General features: G+C 66.5%; 12 protein-coding genes and 1 tRNA gene. 8 read left to right on the top strand and 5 right to left on the bottom strand.

Annotated elements, in window-relative coordinates; genetic code table 11:
- The first annotated feature begins 27 nt into the window (after positions 1-27).
- Positions 28-969 (top strand): alpha/beta fold hydrolase, encoded by a 942-nt coding sequence (locus ACZY0B_RS19130; RefSeq protein ID WP_463765775.1) that lies wholly within the window; start codon positions 28-30, stop codon positions 967-969.
- A 25-nt stretch (positions 970-994) separates the two neighbouring features.
- Entirely contained in the window at positions 995-1798 is an 804-nt protein-coding gene (locus ACZY0B_RS19125; RefSeq protein ID WP_463765774.1) for an adenylate/guanylate cyclase domain-containing protein, read from the top strand.
- Positions 1799-1805: 7 nt separating this feature from the next.
- Here the strand turns inward: ACZY0B_RS19125 and ACZY0B_RS19120 are convergent, their stop codons facing one another.
- Positions 1806-3023, bottom strand: a complete 1218-nt coding sequence (locus ACZY0B_RS19120) for a GNAT family N-acetyltransferase (protein ID WP_463765773.1) — start codon at positions 3021-3023, stop codon at positions 1806-1808.
- A gap of 59 nt (positions 3024-3082) precedes the next feature.
- On the opposite strand from ACZY0B_RS19120, the gene ACZY0B_RS19115 reads away from it, so the two are divergent.
- Complete coding sequence (locus ACZY0B_RS19115; protein WP_463765772.1) at positions 3083-3481, top strand: VOC family protein; 399 nt, start codon at positions 3083-3085, stop codon at positions 3479-3481.
- Between the two features lie 31 nt (positions 3482-3512).
- On the opposite strand, the gene ACZY0B_RS19110 is transcribed toward ACZY0B_RS19115, so the two are convergent.
- Genes ACZY0B_RS19110 through ACZY0B_RS19100 form a run of 3 tightly spaced genes read right to left on the bottom strand, consistent with a single transcriptional unit; the run spans position 3513 to position 5793 of the window.
- Positions 3513-3932, bottom strand: a complete 420-nt coding sequence (locus ACZY0B_RS19110; protein WP_463765771.1) for a DUF6636 domain-containing protein — start codon at positions 3930-3932, stop codon at positions 3513-3515.
- 10 nt (positions 3933-3942) lie between these two features.
- Positions 3943-5154 carry an acyl-CoA dehydrogenase family protein gene (locus ACZY0B_RS19105; RefSeq protein ID WP_463765770.1) on the bottom strand — a complete coding sequence of 404 codons (1212 nt, stop codon included), beginning with the start codon at positions 5152-5154 and terminating at the stop codon, positions 3943-3945.
- Positions 5155-5181: 27 nt separating this feature from the next.
- Positions 5182-5793, bottom strand: coding sequence for a TetR/AcrR family transcriptional regulator (locus ACZY0B_RS19100; protein ID WP_463765806.1), 612 nt, complete (start codon positions 5791-5793; stop codon positions 5182-5184).
- A gap of 169 nt (positions 5794-5962) precedes the next feature.
- Here ACZY0B_RS19100 and ACZY0B_RS19095 point away from each other — a divergent pair, with 169 nt between their 5' ends.
- From ACZY0B_RS19095 to nrfD, 4 genes are read left to right on the top strand one after another with little or no spacing between them, the layout of a single operon-like run.
- A complete protein-coding gene (locus ACZY0B_RS19095; protein ID WP_463765769.1) occupies positions 5963-6850 on the top strand; it encodes a fructose bisphosphate aldolase in 888 nt (295 codons plus the stop codon).
- A gap of 19 nt (positions 6851-6869) precedes the next feature.
- Positions 6870-10232, top strand: coding sequence for a formate dehydrogenase (gene fdh / locus ACZY0B_RS19090; RefSeq protein WP_463765768.1), 3363 nt, complete (start codon positions 6870-6872; stop codon positions 10230-10232).
- Positions 10207-11184, top strand: a complete 978-nt coding sequence (locus ACZY0B_RS19085; protein ID WP_463765767.1) for a 4Fe-4S dicluster domain-containing protein — start codon at positions 10207-10209, stop codon at positions 11182-11184. The genes fdh and ACZY0B_RS19085 overlap by 26 nt, the downstream gene beginning before the upstream one ends.
- Positions 11181-12266 (top strand): NrfD/PsrC family molybdoenzyme membrane anchor subunit, encoded by a 1086-nt coding sequence (gene nrfD / locus ACZY0B_RS19080; RefSeq protein ID WP_463765766.1) that lies wholly within the window; start codon positions 11181-11183, stop codon positions 12264-12266. The genes ACZY0B_RS19085 and nrfD overlap by 4 nt, the downstream gene beginning before the upstream one ends.
- Here nrfD and selD read toward each other — a convergent pair.
- Complete coding sequence (selD, locus tag ACZY0B_RS19075) at positions 12263-13246, bottom strand: selenide, water dikinase SelD (RefSeq protein WP_463765765.1); 984 nt, start codon at positions 13244-13246, stop codon at positions 12263-12265. The genes nrfD and selD overlap by 4 nt on opposite strands.
- A gap of 236 nt (positions 13247-13482) precedes the next feature.
- Between selD and ACZY0B_RS19070 the strand changes: the two genes are divergently transcribed.
- Positions 13483-13578 (top strand) — tRNA-Sec (locus ACZY0B_RS19070).
- Positions 13579-13590: the final 12 nt, after the last annotated feature.

Raw genomic sequence — 13590 nt, 5'->3', positions numbered from 1 at the left:
AGGGCCGACTACCCGCACAATGACGCGATGCCCAACGCTGACGGCGCCCGTCGATTCCTGTTGACTATCGCATTGTTGGCTGCGCTGGTGGGATGCGGTGGTCACCCAGGGAACTATCGCACTGCAGGCGCAGGCGGCGACGTTGCCAATCCGATTGAGATCGGCAATGGCCGGCACCTCTATCTGGAATGCCATGGAAAAGGCGGGCCGACAGTCATTTTGGAATCCGGCTATCACAACTCGTCGGATCCATGGAGTCTGTCCGACGTGGCGGCGCCAGCGGTAGGTCCCGGCGTGCTGCCTGCCCTCGCTGACGATCACCGCGTCTGCGCCTATGACCGGCCCGGCACCTTGCGCTTTCCCGATCCGCCTAGCATCACCGATCGCAGTTCACCGGTTGCGATGCCACGCACCGCACAGGACGTTGTCCAGGATTTGCATGCGTTGCTCGCCGCCGCACATGTTCCGGGCCCCTACATTCTGGTCGGGCACTCGCTGGGCGGGCTGTTCGTCCGGCTGTACGCCCAGACCTATCCCGACCAGGTGCGGGCATTGGTGTTCGTCGATGCATTTCCCGTCGAGATACCGAGCCTGATGGGATCGGACTGGCCGACCTATCGCCAGATGTTGGACCAGCCGTTGCCGCAATTCGCGAATTCACCTTCGTTCGAGGTGATCGACATCGACAAGAGCATCGAGCAGGTCGCCGCGGCCCCGGCTTTTCCGCCCGTCCCCACCGTCGTGCTGACGAGGACCGAGCCGTTCGCGATTCCCGGCACCGTCCCAGCCGAGCAGGGCGCGAAGCTGGAACAGGCGTGGCGAGAGGCCACGGCGGATCTGGTCGCGCTGCGGCCACAGACACCACACATGATCGCGACCGGCAGCGACCACTTCATCCAACTCCACCAGCCCGACTTGGTTGTGGCCGGCGTACGGCTGATGATGCAACGGTCTGCCCCGAACCGCTGACCCACCGCTGCGGCATACTCGGCCCATGACCGTGCTGTTGGCCGTGGTGGCTGTGGTCGAGCTCGCCGGCCTCATCGCGCTCGGAGTTCTGCTGATCGTGTCGCGACGGCAGCTGCACGGAGCACGCGCCGCGCTCGAGCGCAGCCGCCGCAGCAGTGGGCGGCGCCGCCGACGCCGCGGAGTAGCGCCGTTTGCGATCAGAACCGCATTCAAGACAGCCGATTCACTGCTGACGAAAGGGGTCGGCGCGACGGTCCGCAACTCGGTCGAAGATCTCGCCGGTTGGGCGCAGGTGGAACGGCCCGATCTTGCCCGGCTCAGCGCCGACGGCGATGTGGTGATCGCCTTCTCTGACATAGAGAATTCCACCGCGCACAACGAAGCCTTGGGCGACCGGGGATGGGTGAAGGTGCTGGAGAGGCACAACAGGCTCATCCAAAAATTCGTCGACGACCACGGCGGCCACGTGGTGAAGAATCAGGGCGACGGGTTCATGATGGCCTTCGCGGATCCCGGCCAAGCCGTGCTGTGCGGTATCGGCGTGCAACGCGCCCTGCTCGACAACACCGACCGCTGGGAGCACATTCGCGTCCGCATCGGCATTCATGTAGGACCGTCGGTCAGGCGCGGCGACGACCTCTTCGGGCGCAATGTCGCGATGGCGGCTCGCGTTGCCGGACAAGCCGATGGCGGTGAGATCCTCGTCAGCGAGCCGGTGCGCGATGCGATCGACGGCGCATCCGGGATCGAGTTCTGCGCGCCTTGCGAGGTCGAACTCAAAGGCCTACAAGGAACTTACAATCTGTATCCGGTCAAGGTGTCCGGCTGACCGAGTGTCAGAAGAACGTTCCGGCATGGGGTGCTTCGCGAACCGCGAACAGTTGATCGGCCACGGCCAGCGCCGCTGGATCCTCGGCCCGGGCCAGCCCGGCCATCGCGAGACTGTGCCAGGTGGTGCCGCCGAGCAGCACGGCACCCAGGCCCTCGATCCCGACGTGGAGGTCGGCGCGCCGGGTCGTGGGTTCGGCTCCGCCTCCGGTGATCGCGAAGCTGGCCGAATTGTTCGGCAGCAGTGGATCATTGACAGCGATGGTAACTGTGCCGTCCCCGACGTATGAGCGCGTCGCGAGCGCGCTCTCCGCGTCGATGATGCGCAGCCACGTTTCATCGTGCACCGCGGTCACCTTCACCGCCCGGCGATCGACGAGCAACGAGGGCAGCGGATCGTCGACAGGCATCATCCAAAACATCACTCGGTCAACAAGGTCCAGATCTAAGAGGAAGCGCATCAACCCGAGATAGGCGTCTGTGGTCGGTGCGAAGAAGTCCTCGACCACAATGGTCCGTTGGTCGCTGACGAACCACCGGTCGGTGTCGATAGGGCGGTAGCGCGCGAAGCCCGACTCCACGCCGGGCTCACCGTGCACGACGACATACCAAGCCCCCGAGGATGCTTCGGTGCGAAGCCGGACGCCCTCCCACCACACCCCAGGACGGTCGATGGTGCCCGGCCGGGATGGGCGATTCGTGTCATAGATACGGGGCAGGATTTCCCAGGTTTCGGCGGCGGCGACCAGTCGCACCGGACCACCGGATCCGACACCGGTCCGAAGCCCTGCCCGCGCGGTTTGAATCTCCACGCTCTGCGCGGAACTCGCCACGCCGTAGCCGTACCGCTCATAGATCGTCGCCTCCGATGCCCGCAACGATGCGACCACCTCACCCCGCGCGGCGATGTCGCCCAGCTGGTGACGTACCAGATCGGTGGCTATGCCCTTCCGGGTGAACGACGGCAGCACGCCGATGTGTGTCACGGCGGCATGGCTCACGGTCGCTCCGCCGGGCAGGGTCAGTGTGCTCGTCGCGGCGTCCGCGGTCCCGACGAGTTGTCCTCCGACGAACGCGCCGACAGTGCGGCCGGGGTCGAGCAGCTTGGTGATCTGGCCGGGCGGCAGGTCCGACATCGGTGGAATGCCGACCATGGCGGCGCGAAACACGTTAGCCGCAGCGATGAGGTCGTCCTCGCTCTCGAGAACCCGGATCTCGGTGGTCATTCCGACATCATGGCGCATCGGCGCGGACTAGCGTAGGTGCCCGACGGAAGGAGCAGCACATGCTGGGCCACCTGGGCATCAACGTGCCCGATCTCTCAGTGGCGAAGCGTTATTACGACGCGCTGATGCCCCTCGTCGGGTTCGAGCCGTACTTCGACACCGACGAGGAATTCTCCTACCACCCCGCTGACAACAAGCCCGGCACGTTCCTGTTCTTCTACCTGGCGAGCGAGCCCGGTCAGTACTCATCGCAGCGCAGCGGCCTGCAACACCTGGCGTTCATGGTGCGGCGCCGTTCCCTGGTACACGCCGTACACGACCACATCGTTTCGGTCGGTGGCAGCGTCATTCACCCGCCGCAACATTTCCCGCAGTACCCCGGGCACTACTACGCCCTCTTTTGGTACGACCCATTCGGCATCAAGCTGGAAGCCGTCTGTCACCACGACCGCGACTAACGCCGGCGCTGTATCCGATTGGTGCGCAACGTCACCCGATGGTGGTGATCCCTGCATTGGAGATCGTGAACCCGTGGCCCGGGGAGGTGGTGCAGGTGATTCCATCGGGCTTCGATGTGCAGCTGAACGGACCGACGCCGGCGGTTTGGCCATAGGCAAGGGTTGGCGTGCCCTCCCCAGGGTTGCCGACACACGACACACCGGTGCAACTGGTGACGACTCCGCCCGTGGACAGGTGCGCGGACTGCGGCGGCGAATTGGTCTGGCAATAGGCCTCGTCGGAGATGCCGGGATCACGTTTGTAGTTGATCTCGCAGCTGATGTTGCGTGAGGGAGACAAGAAGGCGCACATCGACGCCGTGCAGGCCGGGTTGTCCCCGGCGGCATGCGGGATTGCCACGCAGCAGCCAACGACGACGAATCCGATTGCCGCGACGACTGCACGCTTCATGGCGTCAAACCTAGCGGATGGGCAGCCCGGTCAGCGCTCTCGAAATCACCAGGCGCTGGATCTCGCTGGTCCCCTCGAAGATCGTGAAGATCTTCGCGTCGCGGTGCATCCGCTCCACGGGGTAGTCGCGGGTGTAGCCGTTGCCGCCGAGGATCTGGATGGCCTCGTCGGTGACATACACCGCGGCCTCGCTCGCCACCAGCTTGGCCATCGAGCCCTCCGCGGAGTCGAAGTTCTGGTTGTTGCGGGCCATCCAGCCCGCGCGCCACACCAGCAGCCGGGCGGCGTCGACCCGGCTCTTCATGTCGGCAAGTTTGAACGCCACAGCTTGGAACTCGCCGATCTTGCGGCCGAATTGCTCACGCTGGCAGGCATATTCGAGCGCGTACTCGTAGGCGGCCCGGGCGACGCCGACGGCCATCGCGCCGACTGTGGGCCGGGTGCGCTCAAAGGTCTTCAGTGCCGCCTGGCCACCCGCGGAGGTGCCGGATTTGACCCGCGCGATCCGGGCTTCGAACTTCTCGCGGCCGCCGAGAATGCAGTCCTCGGGCAACCGGACATTGTCGAGGACCACCTCGGCGGTGTGCGAAGCGCGGATCCCGTGCTTCTTGAATTTCTGACCCTGAGCCAGACCCTTGGTGTCGGGCGGGATGACGAACGAGACCTGGCCCCGCGTACCCAGCTCGGGATAGACCGACGCCACGATGATGTGCACGTTGGCGATACCGCCGTTGGTCGCCCAGGTCTTGGTGCCGTTGAGAACCCACTCACGTGTCGCCTCGTCGAAGCGGGCACGCGTGCGGATGGCACCGACGTCTGAACCCGCATCGGGCTCTGACGAACAGAACGCACCGAGTTTGGGGTCGCCGGGCGTACCGAACATCTCGGGCAACCACTGGCCCAGTTGCTCGGGAGTTCCGTTGCCCGCCAACGCCGCTGCGGCCAGCCCGGTCCCCATGATGGAGAGCGCTATGCCGGCGTCACCCCAGAACATCTCCTCGAACGCGGTCAGAAAGCCCAGGCCCGTCGGCTCGGCGGCTTGCTGTGCGAAAAAGTCGGGGGAGTAGAGCCCAACCTTCGCTGCCTCCTGGATCACCGGCCACGGGGTTTCCTCCCGTTCATCCCATTCGGCCGCGGCGGGGCGGATGGTCTCGGCCGCGAATTGGTGCACCCAATCGCGCACCTCGATCACGTCGTCGCTCAGTTGCATTGAGAAAGTCACGGTATGGCTCCTGGAATATGTTGATGCTCAACGGTTTCGGGGGTTGGTGTGCTGCGCGAGGACGCTAACCGTCTGGGTGACCCAGGCCTCGAAGTAGCGGTCCTCGTCGACGTTGCCCGGCAAGCGGCCGGACAATGCCTGCAGCGTCGCCGCGTAGGACAGGGAACCGATCGCCACGGCCGCGGCGGCCTCGGGATCGGGAATGCTGGTACGGCCGGAGCGATTGGCTGCCGTCAGCTCGTCGGCGAACCGCTGATAAGCGTTGTCGGTGATGACCTGCCACGTCTTCTCGTCGAGATCGCCGACCTCTTCGGGCTCGCGCAGCATGACCTTGAGCAAATCCTCGCTCTGCTTCAGGTTGCTCCAGATCAGTTGGCCTGCGGTGCGTACCGTCTGCTCGACGCTGCCCGGTTGCCCGGCGTCGAACTGCTCGCGCGCGGCCACGATGCTGTCGATCCGGTGGGTGACCGCGGCCTCCAGCAGGTCGCGCTTGGAGGCGAAGTGCTTGTACAGCGCGCCCGATCCCGGAGCGAGGCCGGATGCCCGCTGGATATCGGCGACCGACGTCGCCGCATAGCCCTTCGCGGCGAAGAGCTTCAGCGCCTCCGCCAGCAGTCGATCGCGTCCCGAGTCGGCCACGGTGAGAGAGTACTCACTCACCGCAAGGATGGCAAACGCCGGTACGGGGTGTGGCCCTATCCGCAGGTGGTAGCCGGAAGGGGTGGCCGTAGGCAATGCTGGGACCCGGGGGCCGCAGGTTCCCGGCATCGGGACCGCGCCCGGATCAAGCACCGACGGAGGGAGCGAAGTGAACGAAGAGCAACGCAACGCGATGGCGTCGGGGCGTGGCTTTATCGCCGCGCTGGACCAAAGCGGCGGCAGCACGCCAAAAGCCTTGAAGCTCTACGGGATTGAGCAGGACGCGTACGACAACGACGAGCAGATGTTCAACCTCATCCACGAGATGCGTGAGCGCCTGATGGCGAGTCCAAGCTTCTCCGGCGAGAAGGTACTGGCAACGATCCTGTTCGAGCAGACCATGGACCGGGCCATCAACGGCGAGGAAACCGCGGCGTTCTTGTGGAAGCAGAAGCACATCGTGCCGTTTGTGAAGGTCGACCAGGGGCTCAGCGACGCCGAAAACGGTGTGCAGCTGATGAAGCCGATGACAAAGCTCGACTCCCTGTTGGAGCGGGCCGTCGATAAGGGCATCTTCGGCACCAAAATGCGCTCGTTCATCCAAGAGCCCAACGAGGCAGGCATCAACGCCGTCGTCGACCAGCAATTCGAGTACGCCGACAAAATCGCCCAGCGCGGGCTGATGCCGATTGTCGAGCCTGAGGTCAGCATCAAAAGCCCCGACAAGGCAGGAGCGGACGGCCTGCTGGTGGCGGCGCTGCGCACGAAACTCGACGAGCTCCCCGGCGACAAGCAGGTCATGCTCAAGCTGACGCTGCCCGACGAAGACAACCTCTATGCGCCGCTGATCGAGCACCCCCGGGTGCTGCGGGTGGTCGCATTGTCCGGCGGCTACAGCCTCACCGAGAGCTGCGCGATCCTGGCTCGCAATCACGGCCTGATCGCGAGTTTCTCGCGGGCGTTGACCGAGGGCCTGACCGCCCAGCAGACGGACGCCGAATTCGACGCCAAGCTCGGATCGAATATCGACGAGATCTACGCGGCGTCGATAACGTAGCCGCACTAGGCTTCAAGGCATGGCTCCGAAGCTGCCCTCGCCGAAGATCTTCCTGGAATGGCCCGTCATCCGTCAGCTGCGTTCGGGCGACGTGTTCGGTCGCGGTCCGGCGGTGACCTCCAAGCACACCCGCGCGATGACCCCGCGCACCACGACCGCGGACCGAGTCGTGCAAAGCGTGTGCCCGTACTGCGCGGTTGGGTGCGGCCAGCGGGTGTTCGTCAAGGACGAGAAGGTCGTTCAGATCGAAGGCGATCCCGACTCGCCGATCTCGCGCGGCCGGCTGTGCCCCAAGGGGTCGGCGAGCGAGCAGTTGGTCAACTCGCCGGGCCGACAGCTCCAGGTGCTTTATCGCGCCCCGCGGGCGACCGAATGGCAGCGCCTCGAGTTGGACACCGCCATCGACATGGTGGCCGACCGCTTCCTCGAGTCCCGCCGCCACACCTGGCAGGACATCGACAAGAAGGGCAACCTGCTGCGGCGCACCATGGGGATCGCCGCACTCGGCGGTGCCACGCTGGACAACGAAGAGAACTACCTGATCAAGAAGCTCTTCACCGCCGCGGGCGCGATCCAGATCGAGAACCAAGCTCGTATTTGACACTCCGCCACGGTTCCCGGTCTGGGAGCCTCCTTCGGGCGCGGCGGCGCCACCCAATCACTGCAAGACATGGCCAACGCCGACTGCATCATCATCCAGGGCTCCAATATGGCCGAGTGCCATCCGGTTGGATTCCAGTGGGTTGAGGAGGCCAGGGCCCGGGGGGCACGGCTGATCCACGTCGATCCGCGCTTCACTCGCACTTCGGCGGTCTCGGACAAGCACATCCCGATCAGGGCGGGCTCGGACGTAGTGCTGCTCGGTGCACTGATCAACCACGTGATCAGCAACGACCTGTGGTTCAAGGAATACGTCGTCGCGTACACGAACGCGGCCACGCTGATCAACGAAAACTTCGGGGACGCCGAAGAACTCGGCGGCCTCTTTTCCGGCTTCGATCCCGAGACCGGGCAGTACGACCCGTCGTCATGGGCCTACGCCGAATCCGACGGGGGGCACGTCGAAGATCCAGGCGGCGGCCACGAGCATGGTGCGGACGCCTCGGCACGGGCCGCGGGCGACGAGCACGGCGGCGCCGGCCCGGCGTTGGCGCACGCTCAGGTGCTGCGCGACGACACCCTGCAGCATCCGCGGACGGTGTTCCAGATCCTCAAGCGGCACTATGCGCGCTACACCCCAGAGATGGTCAAGAACCTCTGCGGCATCAGCATCGAGGATTTCTACTATCTGGCCAATTCCATCGTCGAGAATTCCGGCCGCGAGCGCACCACCTGCTTCGCCTACGCCGTCGGGTGGACGCAGCACACCCTCGGGGCCCAATTCATCCGCACCGCAACAATTTTGCAACTGCTGCTGGGTAACGTCGGCCGCCCCGGCAGCGGCATCATGGCGTTGCGCGGCCACGCCAGCATTCAGGGTTCCACCGACATTCCCACGCTGTTCAATCTGCTGCCCGGCTACCTGCCGATGCCGAAGGCGGGCACGCACGACACGCTTGCCGACTACCTCGAAGCGATCGGGTCCAAGCAACAGAAAGGCTTCTGGGCCAACGCCGACGCCTACACCGTCAGCCTGCTCAAGGCCTGGTGGGGCGACGCGGCCCGGGCGGACAACGATTGGGCCTACGACTACCTGCCGCGGCTGTCCGGCCCGCACGGGACCTACCAGACCGTGATGGGCATGCTCGACGACGAGGTGGAGGGCTACTTCCTGTTGGGCCAGAATCCGGCGGTCGGCTCCGCCCACGGCCGGCTGCAGCGACTCGGCATGGCGCACCTGAAATGGCTTGTGGTGCGCGACCTTAACCTCATCGAGTCGGCCACCTGGTGGAAGGACGGTCCGGAGATCGCATCCGGGGAATTGGAAACCGAGAAGATCGAGACCGAGGTGTTCTTCTTCCCGGCGGCGTCCCATGTGGAGAAGGCGGGATCGTTCACCCAGACGCAGCGGCTCTTGCAGTGGCGGCACAAGGCCGTCGAGCCACCCGGCGACTGCCAAAGCGAATGCCAGTTCCTCTACGAGCTGGGCAAGCGGATCCGGGCGCGATTGGCCGGTTCGACCGACGAGCGCGACCGGCCGCTGTTGGACCTCACCTGGGACTACCGCACCGACGACCACGGCGAGATCGACGGCGAGGCGGTGCTGGCCGAATACAACGGCTATCACCTCACCGGCCCCGACGCCGGCAAGCCGGTGTCGTCGTTCACCGAGCTGCGTGCCGACGGGTCGACCGCTGCCGGCTGCTGGATCTACTCGGGGGTGTACGCGAACGCCACCAATCAGTCCGCCCGCCGGGTACCGCACGGCGGAGCCGGCCCGAGCCAGTCGGAGTGGGGTTGGGCGTGGCCGGCCGACCGACGGATTCTGTACAACCGTGCCTCGGCCGATCCCGACGGCAACCCGTGGAGTGAGCGCAAGCGCTACATCTGGTGGGACGCGCAGCAGCAGCGCTGGGTCGGTCACGACGTGCCCGACTTCGTGGTCGACCGGGCGCCGCACAGCCGCCCCGACCCCGGGCTCGGCGGCCCGGCCGCACTGGCCGGCGATGACGCGTTCATCATGCAGGCCGACGGCAAGGGTTGGCTGTTCGCGCCCAAGGGTGTGGTCGACGGGCCGCTGCCCACGCACTACGAGCCGCAAGAGTCGCCGGTCGCCAACGGGCTGTACCCGCAACAGCAGAACCCCGCCCGAATCATCTTCCCGCGCAAGGACAATCTGAGCGCCCCGAGCGCCGGCGACCCCGGCGCCGACGTGTACCCGTACGTGTTCACCACCTACCGGCTCACCGAGCACCACACCGCCGGCGGCATGAGCCGGTGGCTGCCCTACCTCTCCGAGTTGCAACCGGAGATGTTCTGCGAGGTCTCCCCGGAACTGGCCGCCGAGCGCGGGCTACAGCCCTACGGGTGGGCCACCATCATCTCGCCACGCGCGGCGATCGAGGCGCGGGTGCTGGTCACCGAGCGGATGACCCCACTGAGGATCGGCGACCACACCGTGCACCAGATCGGGCTGCCCTACCACTGGGGGGTGGGCAGCGACGCGGTGGTGAGCGGGGACGCGGCCAACGATCTGCTGGGCGTGACGCTGGATCCGAACGTGCAGATCCAGGAGTCCAAGGCCGGGTCCTGCGACATCCAACCGGGCCGCAGGCCGCAGGGCGCGGCGCTGTTGCAGTTGGTGGCCGAGTACCAGTCTCGCGCGGGCGTCACGGTCGAGACGGACAATGTACGAGTCACCGAAGCCGTCTGGGACATCATCGACCCGCCGCGCGGGAAGCACAGAAGGGGAGCCGATGGGGCAGCTGACCGGACCGACTGACCCCGCCGCCGACGCCGGGTGGGCAGATGCCAAGCCGCGCAAGGGTTTTTTCACCGATACCTCGATCTGTATCGGATGTAAGGCCTGCGAAGTGGCGTGCAAGGAATGGAATCGCAACCCGCACGACGGCGACCTCGAACTGCTGGGCTCGTCCTACGACAACACGGGCGCGCTGGGGGCGAGCACCTGGCGGCACGTGGCATTCATCGAACAAGGCCGCGACCGCATCGAGGAGGCGCGCGAATCCGGCCGGGCGTTGGTGAGCCTGGGCATGCCATCCCTGCCACCCGATACCGCAGAGACTCAGGCAGATTCGAAGCCGCCGGACACCCCGGAGTTTCGCTGGCTGATGTCGTCGGACGTCTGCAAGCACTGCACGCACGCGGGCTGTCTCGACGTCTGCCCGACGGGGGCGCTGTTCCGCACCGAGTTCGGCACCGTGGTGGTGCAGGACGACGTGTGCAACGGCTGCGGAACGTGCGTGGCCGGCTGCCCGTTCGGGGTGGTCGAGCGCCGCAGCGACGGCACCTACGCGACGCCGGTGGAACGGCCCGGCCGCCCGCAAGAGGAATTCGTCACCGGCGTCGCCCAGAAATGCACTCTCTGCTACGACCGCCTCATCGAGGACCAGATACCCGCCTGCGCACAGACCTGCCCGACCACCTCTATCAAGTTCGGTGACCACGACGACCTGGTGGGCATCGCGCGCGAGCGGGTCGCGCAGCTGCATGCCGAGGGCCGCACGGAGGCAAGGCTTTACGGTGCCAACGAGCACGACGGCGTCGGTGGCATCGGGTCGGTTTTCTTGTTGCTCGACGAACCGGAGGTCTACGGCCTGCCGCCCGATCCGCGGGTGTGCACGGCTGACCTGCCGACCATGGTCAAGCGCGCCGGCATGGCCGCGGCCGGCATGGTCGGCGCGGCGGCATGGGCCTTCTGGAAGAGTCGATGAGCACCTCCGAATTCGACAGCTTCCGCCCGCCGGAGCCCGAGGGCGGCAAGCGGCGAAAAGGCAAGCGTGCGGGCCGTCGCGGCGGTGGCGACGGTTCACGCGAGATGCCGATGGTCCCCGACGCCGAGTTCACCTCGTATTACGGGCGTCCGGTGGTCAAGCCCGCGCCGTGGGGACACGAAGTGGGGGCGTACCTGTTTCTTGGTGGCGTCGCCGGTGGGTCCGGTCTGCTGGCGGCCGGTGCCCAGCTCACCGGGCGAAAAACGTTGCGCCGCAACACCAGACTGTCCGCATTGGTCGCGGTGTCACTGGGCGCGGTCGCGTTGGTGAAGGACCTGGGCCGGCCCGAGCGTTTCGTCAACATGCTGCGGACGGTCAAGCTGACCTCGCCGATGAGCGTCGGCTCGTGGATTCTCAGCCTCTTCAGTGCAGGCATCGGGATTGCCGCGGTCTCCGAGATCGACCGGATGACCGGCGAGCGAATCCCGTTGGGCCCGTTGCGGTCCGCGCTGCGCGCCGCGGAAGGGCCGGCCGGATTGGAAGCCGGTGTCTTCGCGGCACCGCTCGCCGTCTACACCGCGGTGCTGCTGACCGACACCGCGACCCCGACATGGAACGCCGCATATAGAGACCTGCCGTTCGTCTTCGTCAGCTCGGCGAGCCTGGCCGCATCGGGATTGGCGATGATAACCACCCCGGTCGCCGAGGCCGGGCCCGCCCGCAAGCTCGCCGTCATCGGCGCGATCAGTGATCTGATCTCCGCCAGGTTCACCGAGTTCCGGATGGACCCGCTGACCAGAGAACCGCTGCACCAAGGCACGCCCGGGCGGTTGCTGGCATGGAGCGAATGGCTGGCTGCCGCAGGCGGTTTGGGCGCGCTACTGGGCGGGCACCGCCGCGATGTCGCCGCCCTGTCCGGTCTGACGCTGCTGACGGCGTCGGCGATGCTGAGGTTCGGTTTCTTCGAAGCGGGCAAGGAATCGGCCCGCGACCCCCGCTACACGATCGAGCCTCAGAAACGTCGGCTGGCCGCACGCCGCGCCGCGGGCATCACGGACGACTCCATCACGACCGCTGACTAACGGACCTCGATGCCCTCGCCCGCGACGGTGTGGCCGATCACCGGGTGACCGGGCAACTCGCCGACGACGAGCAGGCCGCCCGAGGTTTGCGCATCGGCGAGGAGCAGTAGGTCGTCCTCGGTTACGCCGGGGCCGGGCCGCAGCTGCGGGCGGACCCAATCGAGGTTGCGCCGAGTTCCGCCGGAGACGAAGCCGTCGCGCAGCGCCTCGCGTCCCGCATCGAGCACCGGCACCGCGGTGCGGTCAATGACGGCGCCCAGCTTCGACGCCCGGCACATCTTGTACAGGTGGCCGAGCAGCCCGAAGCCGGTCACATCCGTGGCGGCCCGTACACCCGCTGCCACCGCGGCCTCGGCGGCGTCGCGGTTCAGCAGGGTCATCGTCGCGATCGCCTCCGCGAACACCTGACCGGTCTGCTTGTGCCGATTGTTGAGCAGCCCGACACCGAGCGGCTTGGTGAGGGTCAGCGGCAGACCGGGTTGGGCGGCGTCGTTGCACAGCAATCGGTCCGGGTCCGCTACACCGGTTACCGCCATGCCGTACTTCGGCTCCGGGTCGTCGATGGAGTGGCCGCCGATCACCGGGCAGCCCGCCTCCGAAGCCACCGCCAGCCCGCCGCGCAGCACCTCGGTCATCAACTCGAGGGGCAGCACATCGCGCGGCCAGCCGATCAGGTTGATCGCGATCACCGGGCGTCCGCCCATCGCGTAGACATCGGAAAGCGCATTGGCCGCGGCGATCCGGCCCCAGTCGTAGGCGTCGTCGACGACGGGTGTGAAGAAGTCCGCCGTGGACAGCACCGCGAGATCGCCCACCAATACCGCGGCCGCGTCGTCACCGTCGTCGAGGCCGACCAGGACGTTCCCGTTCGTCTGTCCGACCAGGCCGCGGACCGCTTCCTCAAGCTCGCCGGGCGGGATCTTGCAGGCGCAGCCACCGCCGTGCGCATAACCGGTGAGCCGCGTCCGCGTTTGGGTCATGCCATGAGCCTACGAGGAGCCGGCGAGCTCACACTCTGCCCGCCTCGCAGCGACAACTGTCAACGTCGTCACACCTTCTTCGCGTGTGCGTCCTGGGCGTTAGTGTGCGCCCAGGGCGGCGACACGCCGGGTGAGGCCACCGCACCCGCACACTCGACGTCGTCACTGTTGTCGCTCTGAGGCGGGCGCGACCAACACCGCCCCGGCGTCGGCGCTGACCAAGCTACGTTGTGCATGGAGGCGTTTGGGTTCCTGGTGGTCCCCCCGGTCTTCAAAACCGGTGAGATCGAGTATCTCGGTCTGGCGGGTTCGATTCCCGTCCGCCTCCGCCAGCCGCGGACCGA

Source organism: Mycobacterium sp. IDUB_19 (assembly GCF_055419445.1).
Note: the sequence above shows the minus strand (reverse complement) of the source record. Positions and strands in the feature narration are given on the sequence as shown.

Bases quoted from the DNA above. Each gene is read 5' to 3' on its own strand.
- ACZY0B_RS19130 (WP_463765775.1), top strand. From the start codon at position 28: ATGCCCAACGCTGACGGCGCCCGTCGATTCCTGTTGACTATCGCATTG.
- ACZY0B_RS19125 (WP_463765774.1), top strand. From the start codon at position 995: ATGACCGTGCTGTTGGCCGTGGTGGCTGTGGTCGAGCTCGCCGGCCTC.
- ACZY0B_RS19120 (WP_463765773.1), bottom strand. From the start codon at position 3,023: ATGACCACCGAGATCCGGGTTCTCGAGAGCGAGGACGACCTCATCGCT.
- ACZY0B_RS19115 (WP_463765772.1), top strand. From the start codon at position 3,083: ATGCTGGGCCACCTGGGCATCAACGTGCCCGATCTCTCAGTGGCGAAG.
- ACZY0B_RS19110 (WP_463765771.1), bottom strand. From the start codon at position 3,932: ATGAAGCGTGCAGTCGTCGCGGCAATCGGATTCGTCGTCGTTGGCTGC.
- ACZY0B_RS19085 (WP_463765767.1), top strand. From the start codon at position 10,207: ATGGGGCAGCTGACCGGACCGACTGACCCCGCCGCCGACGCCGGGTGG.
- nrfD (WP_463765766.1), top strand. From the start codon at position 11,181: ATGAGCACCTCCGAATTCGACAGCTTCCGCCCGCCGGAGCCCGAGGGC.
- selD (WP_463765765.1), bottom strand. From the start codon at position 13,246: ATGACCCAAACGCGGACGCGGCTCACCGGTTATGCGCACGGCGGTGGC.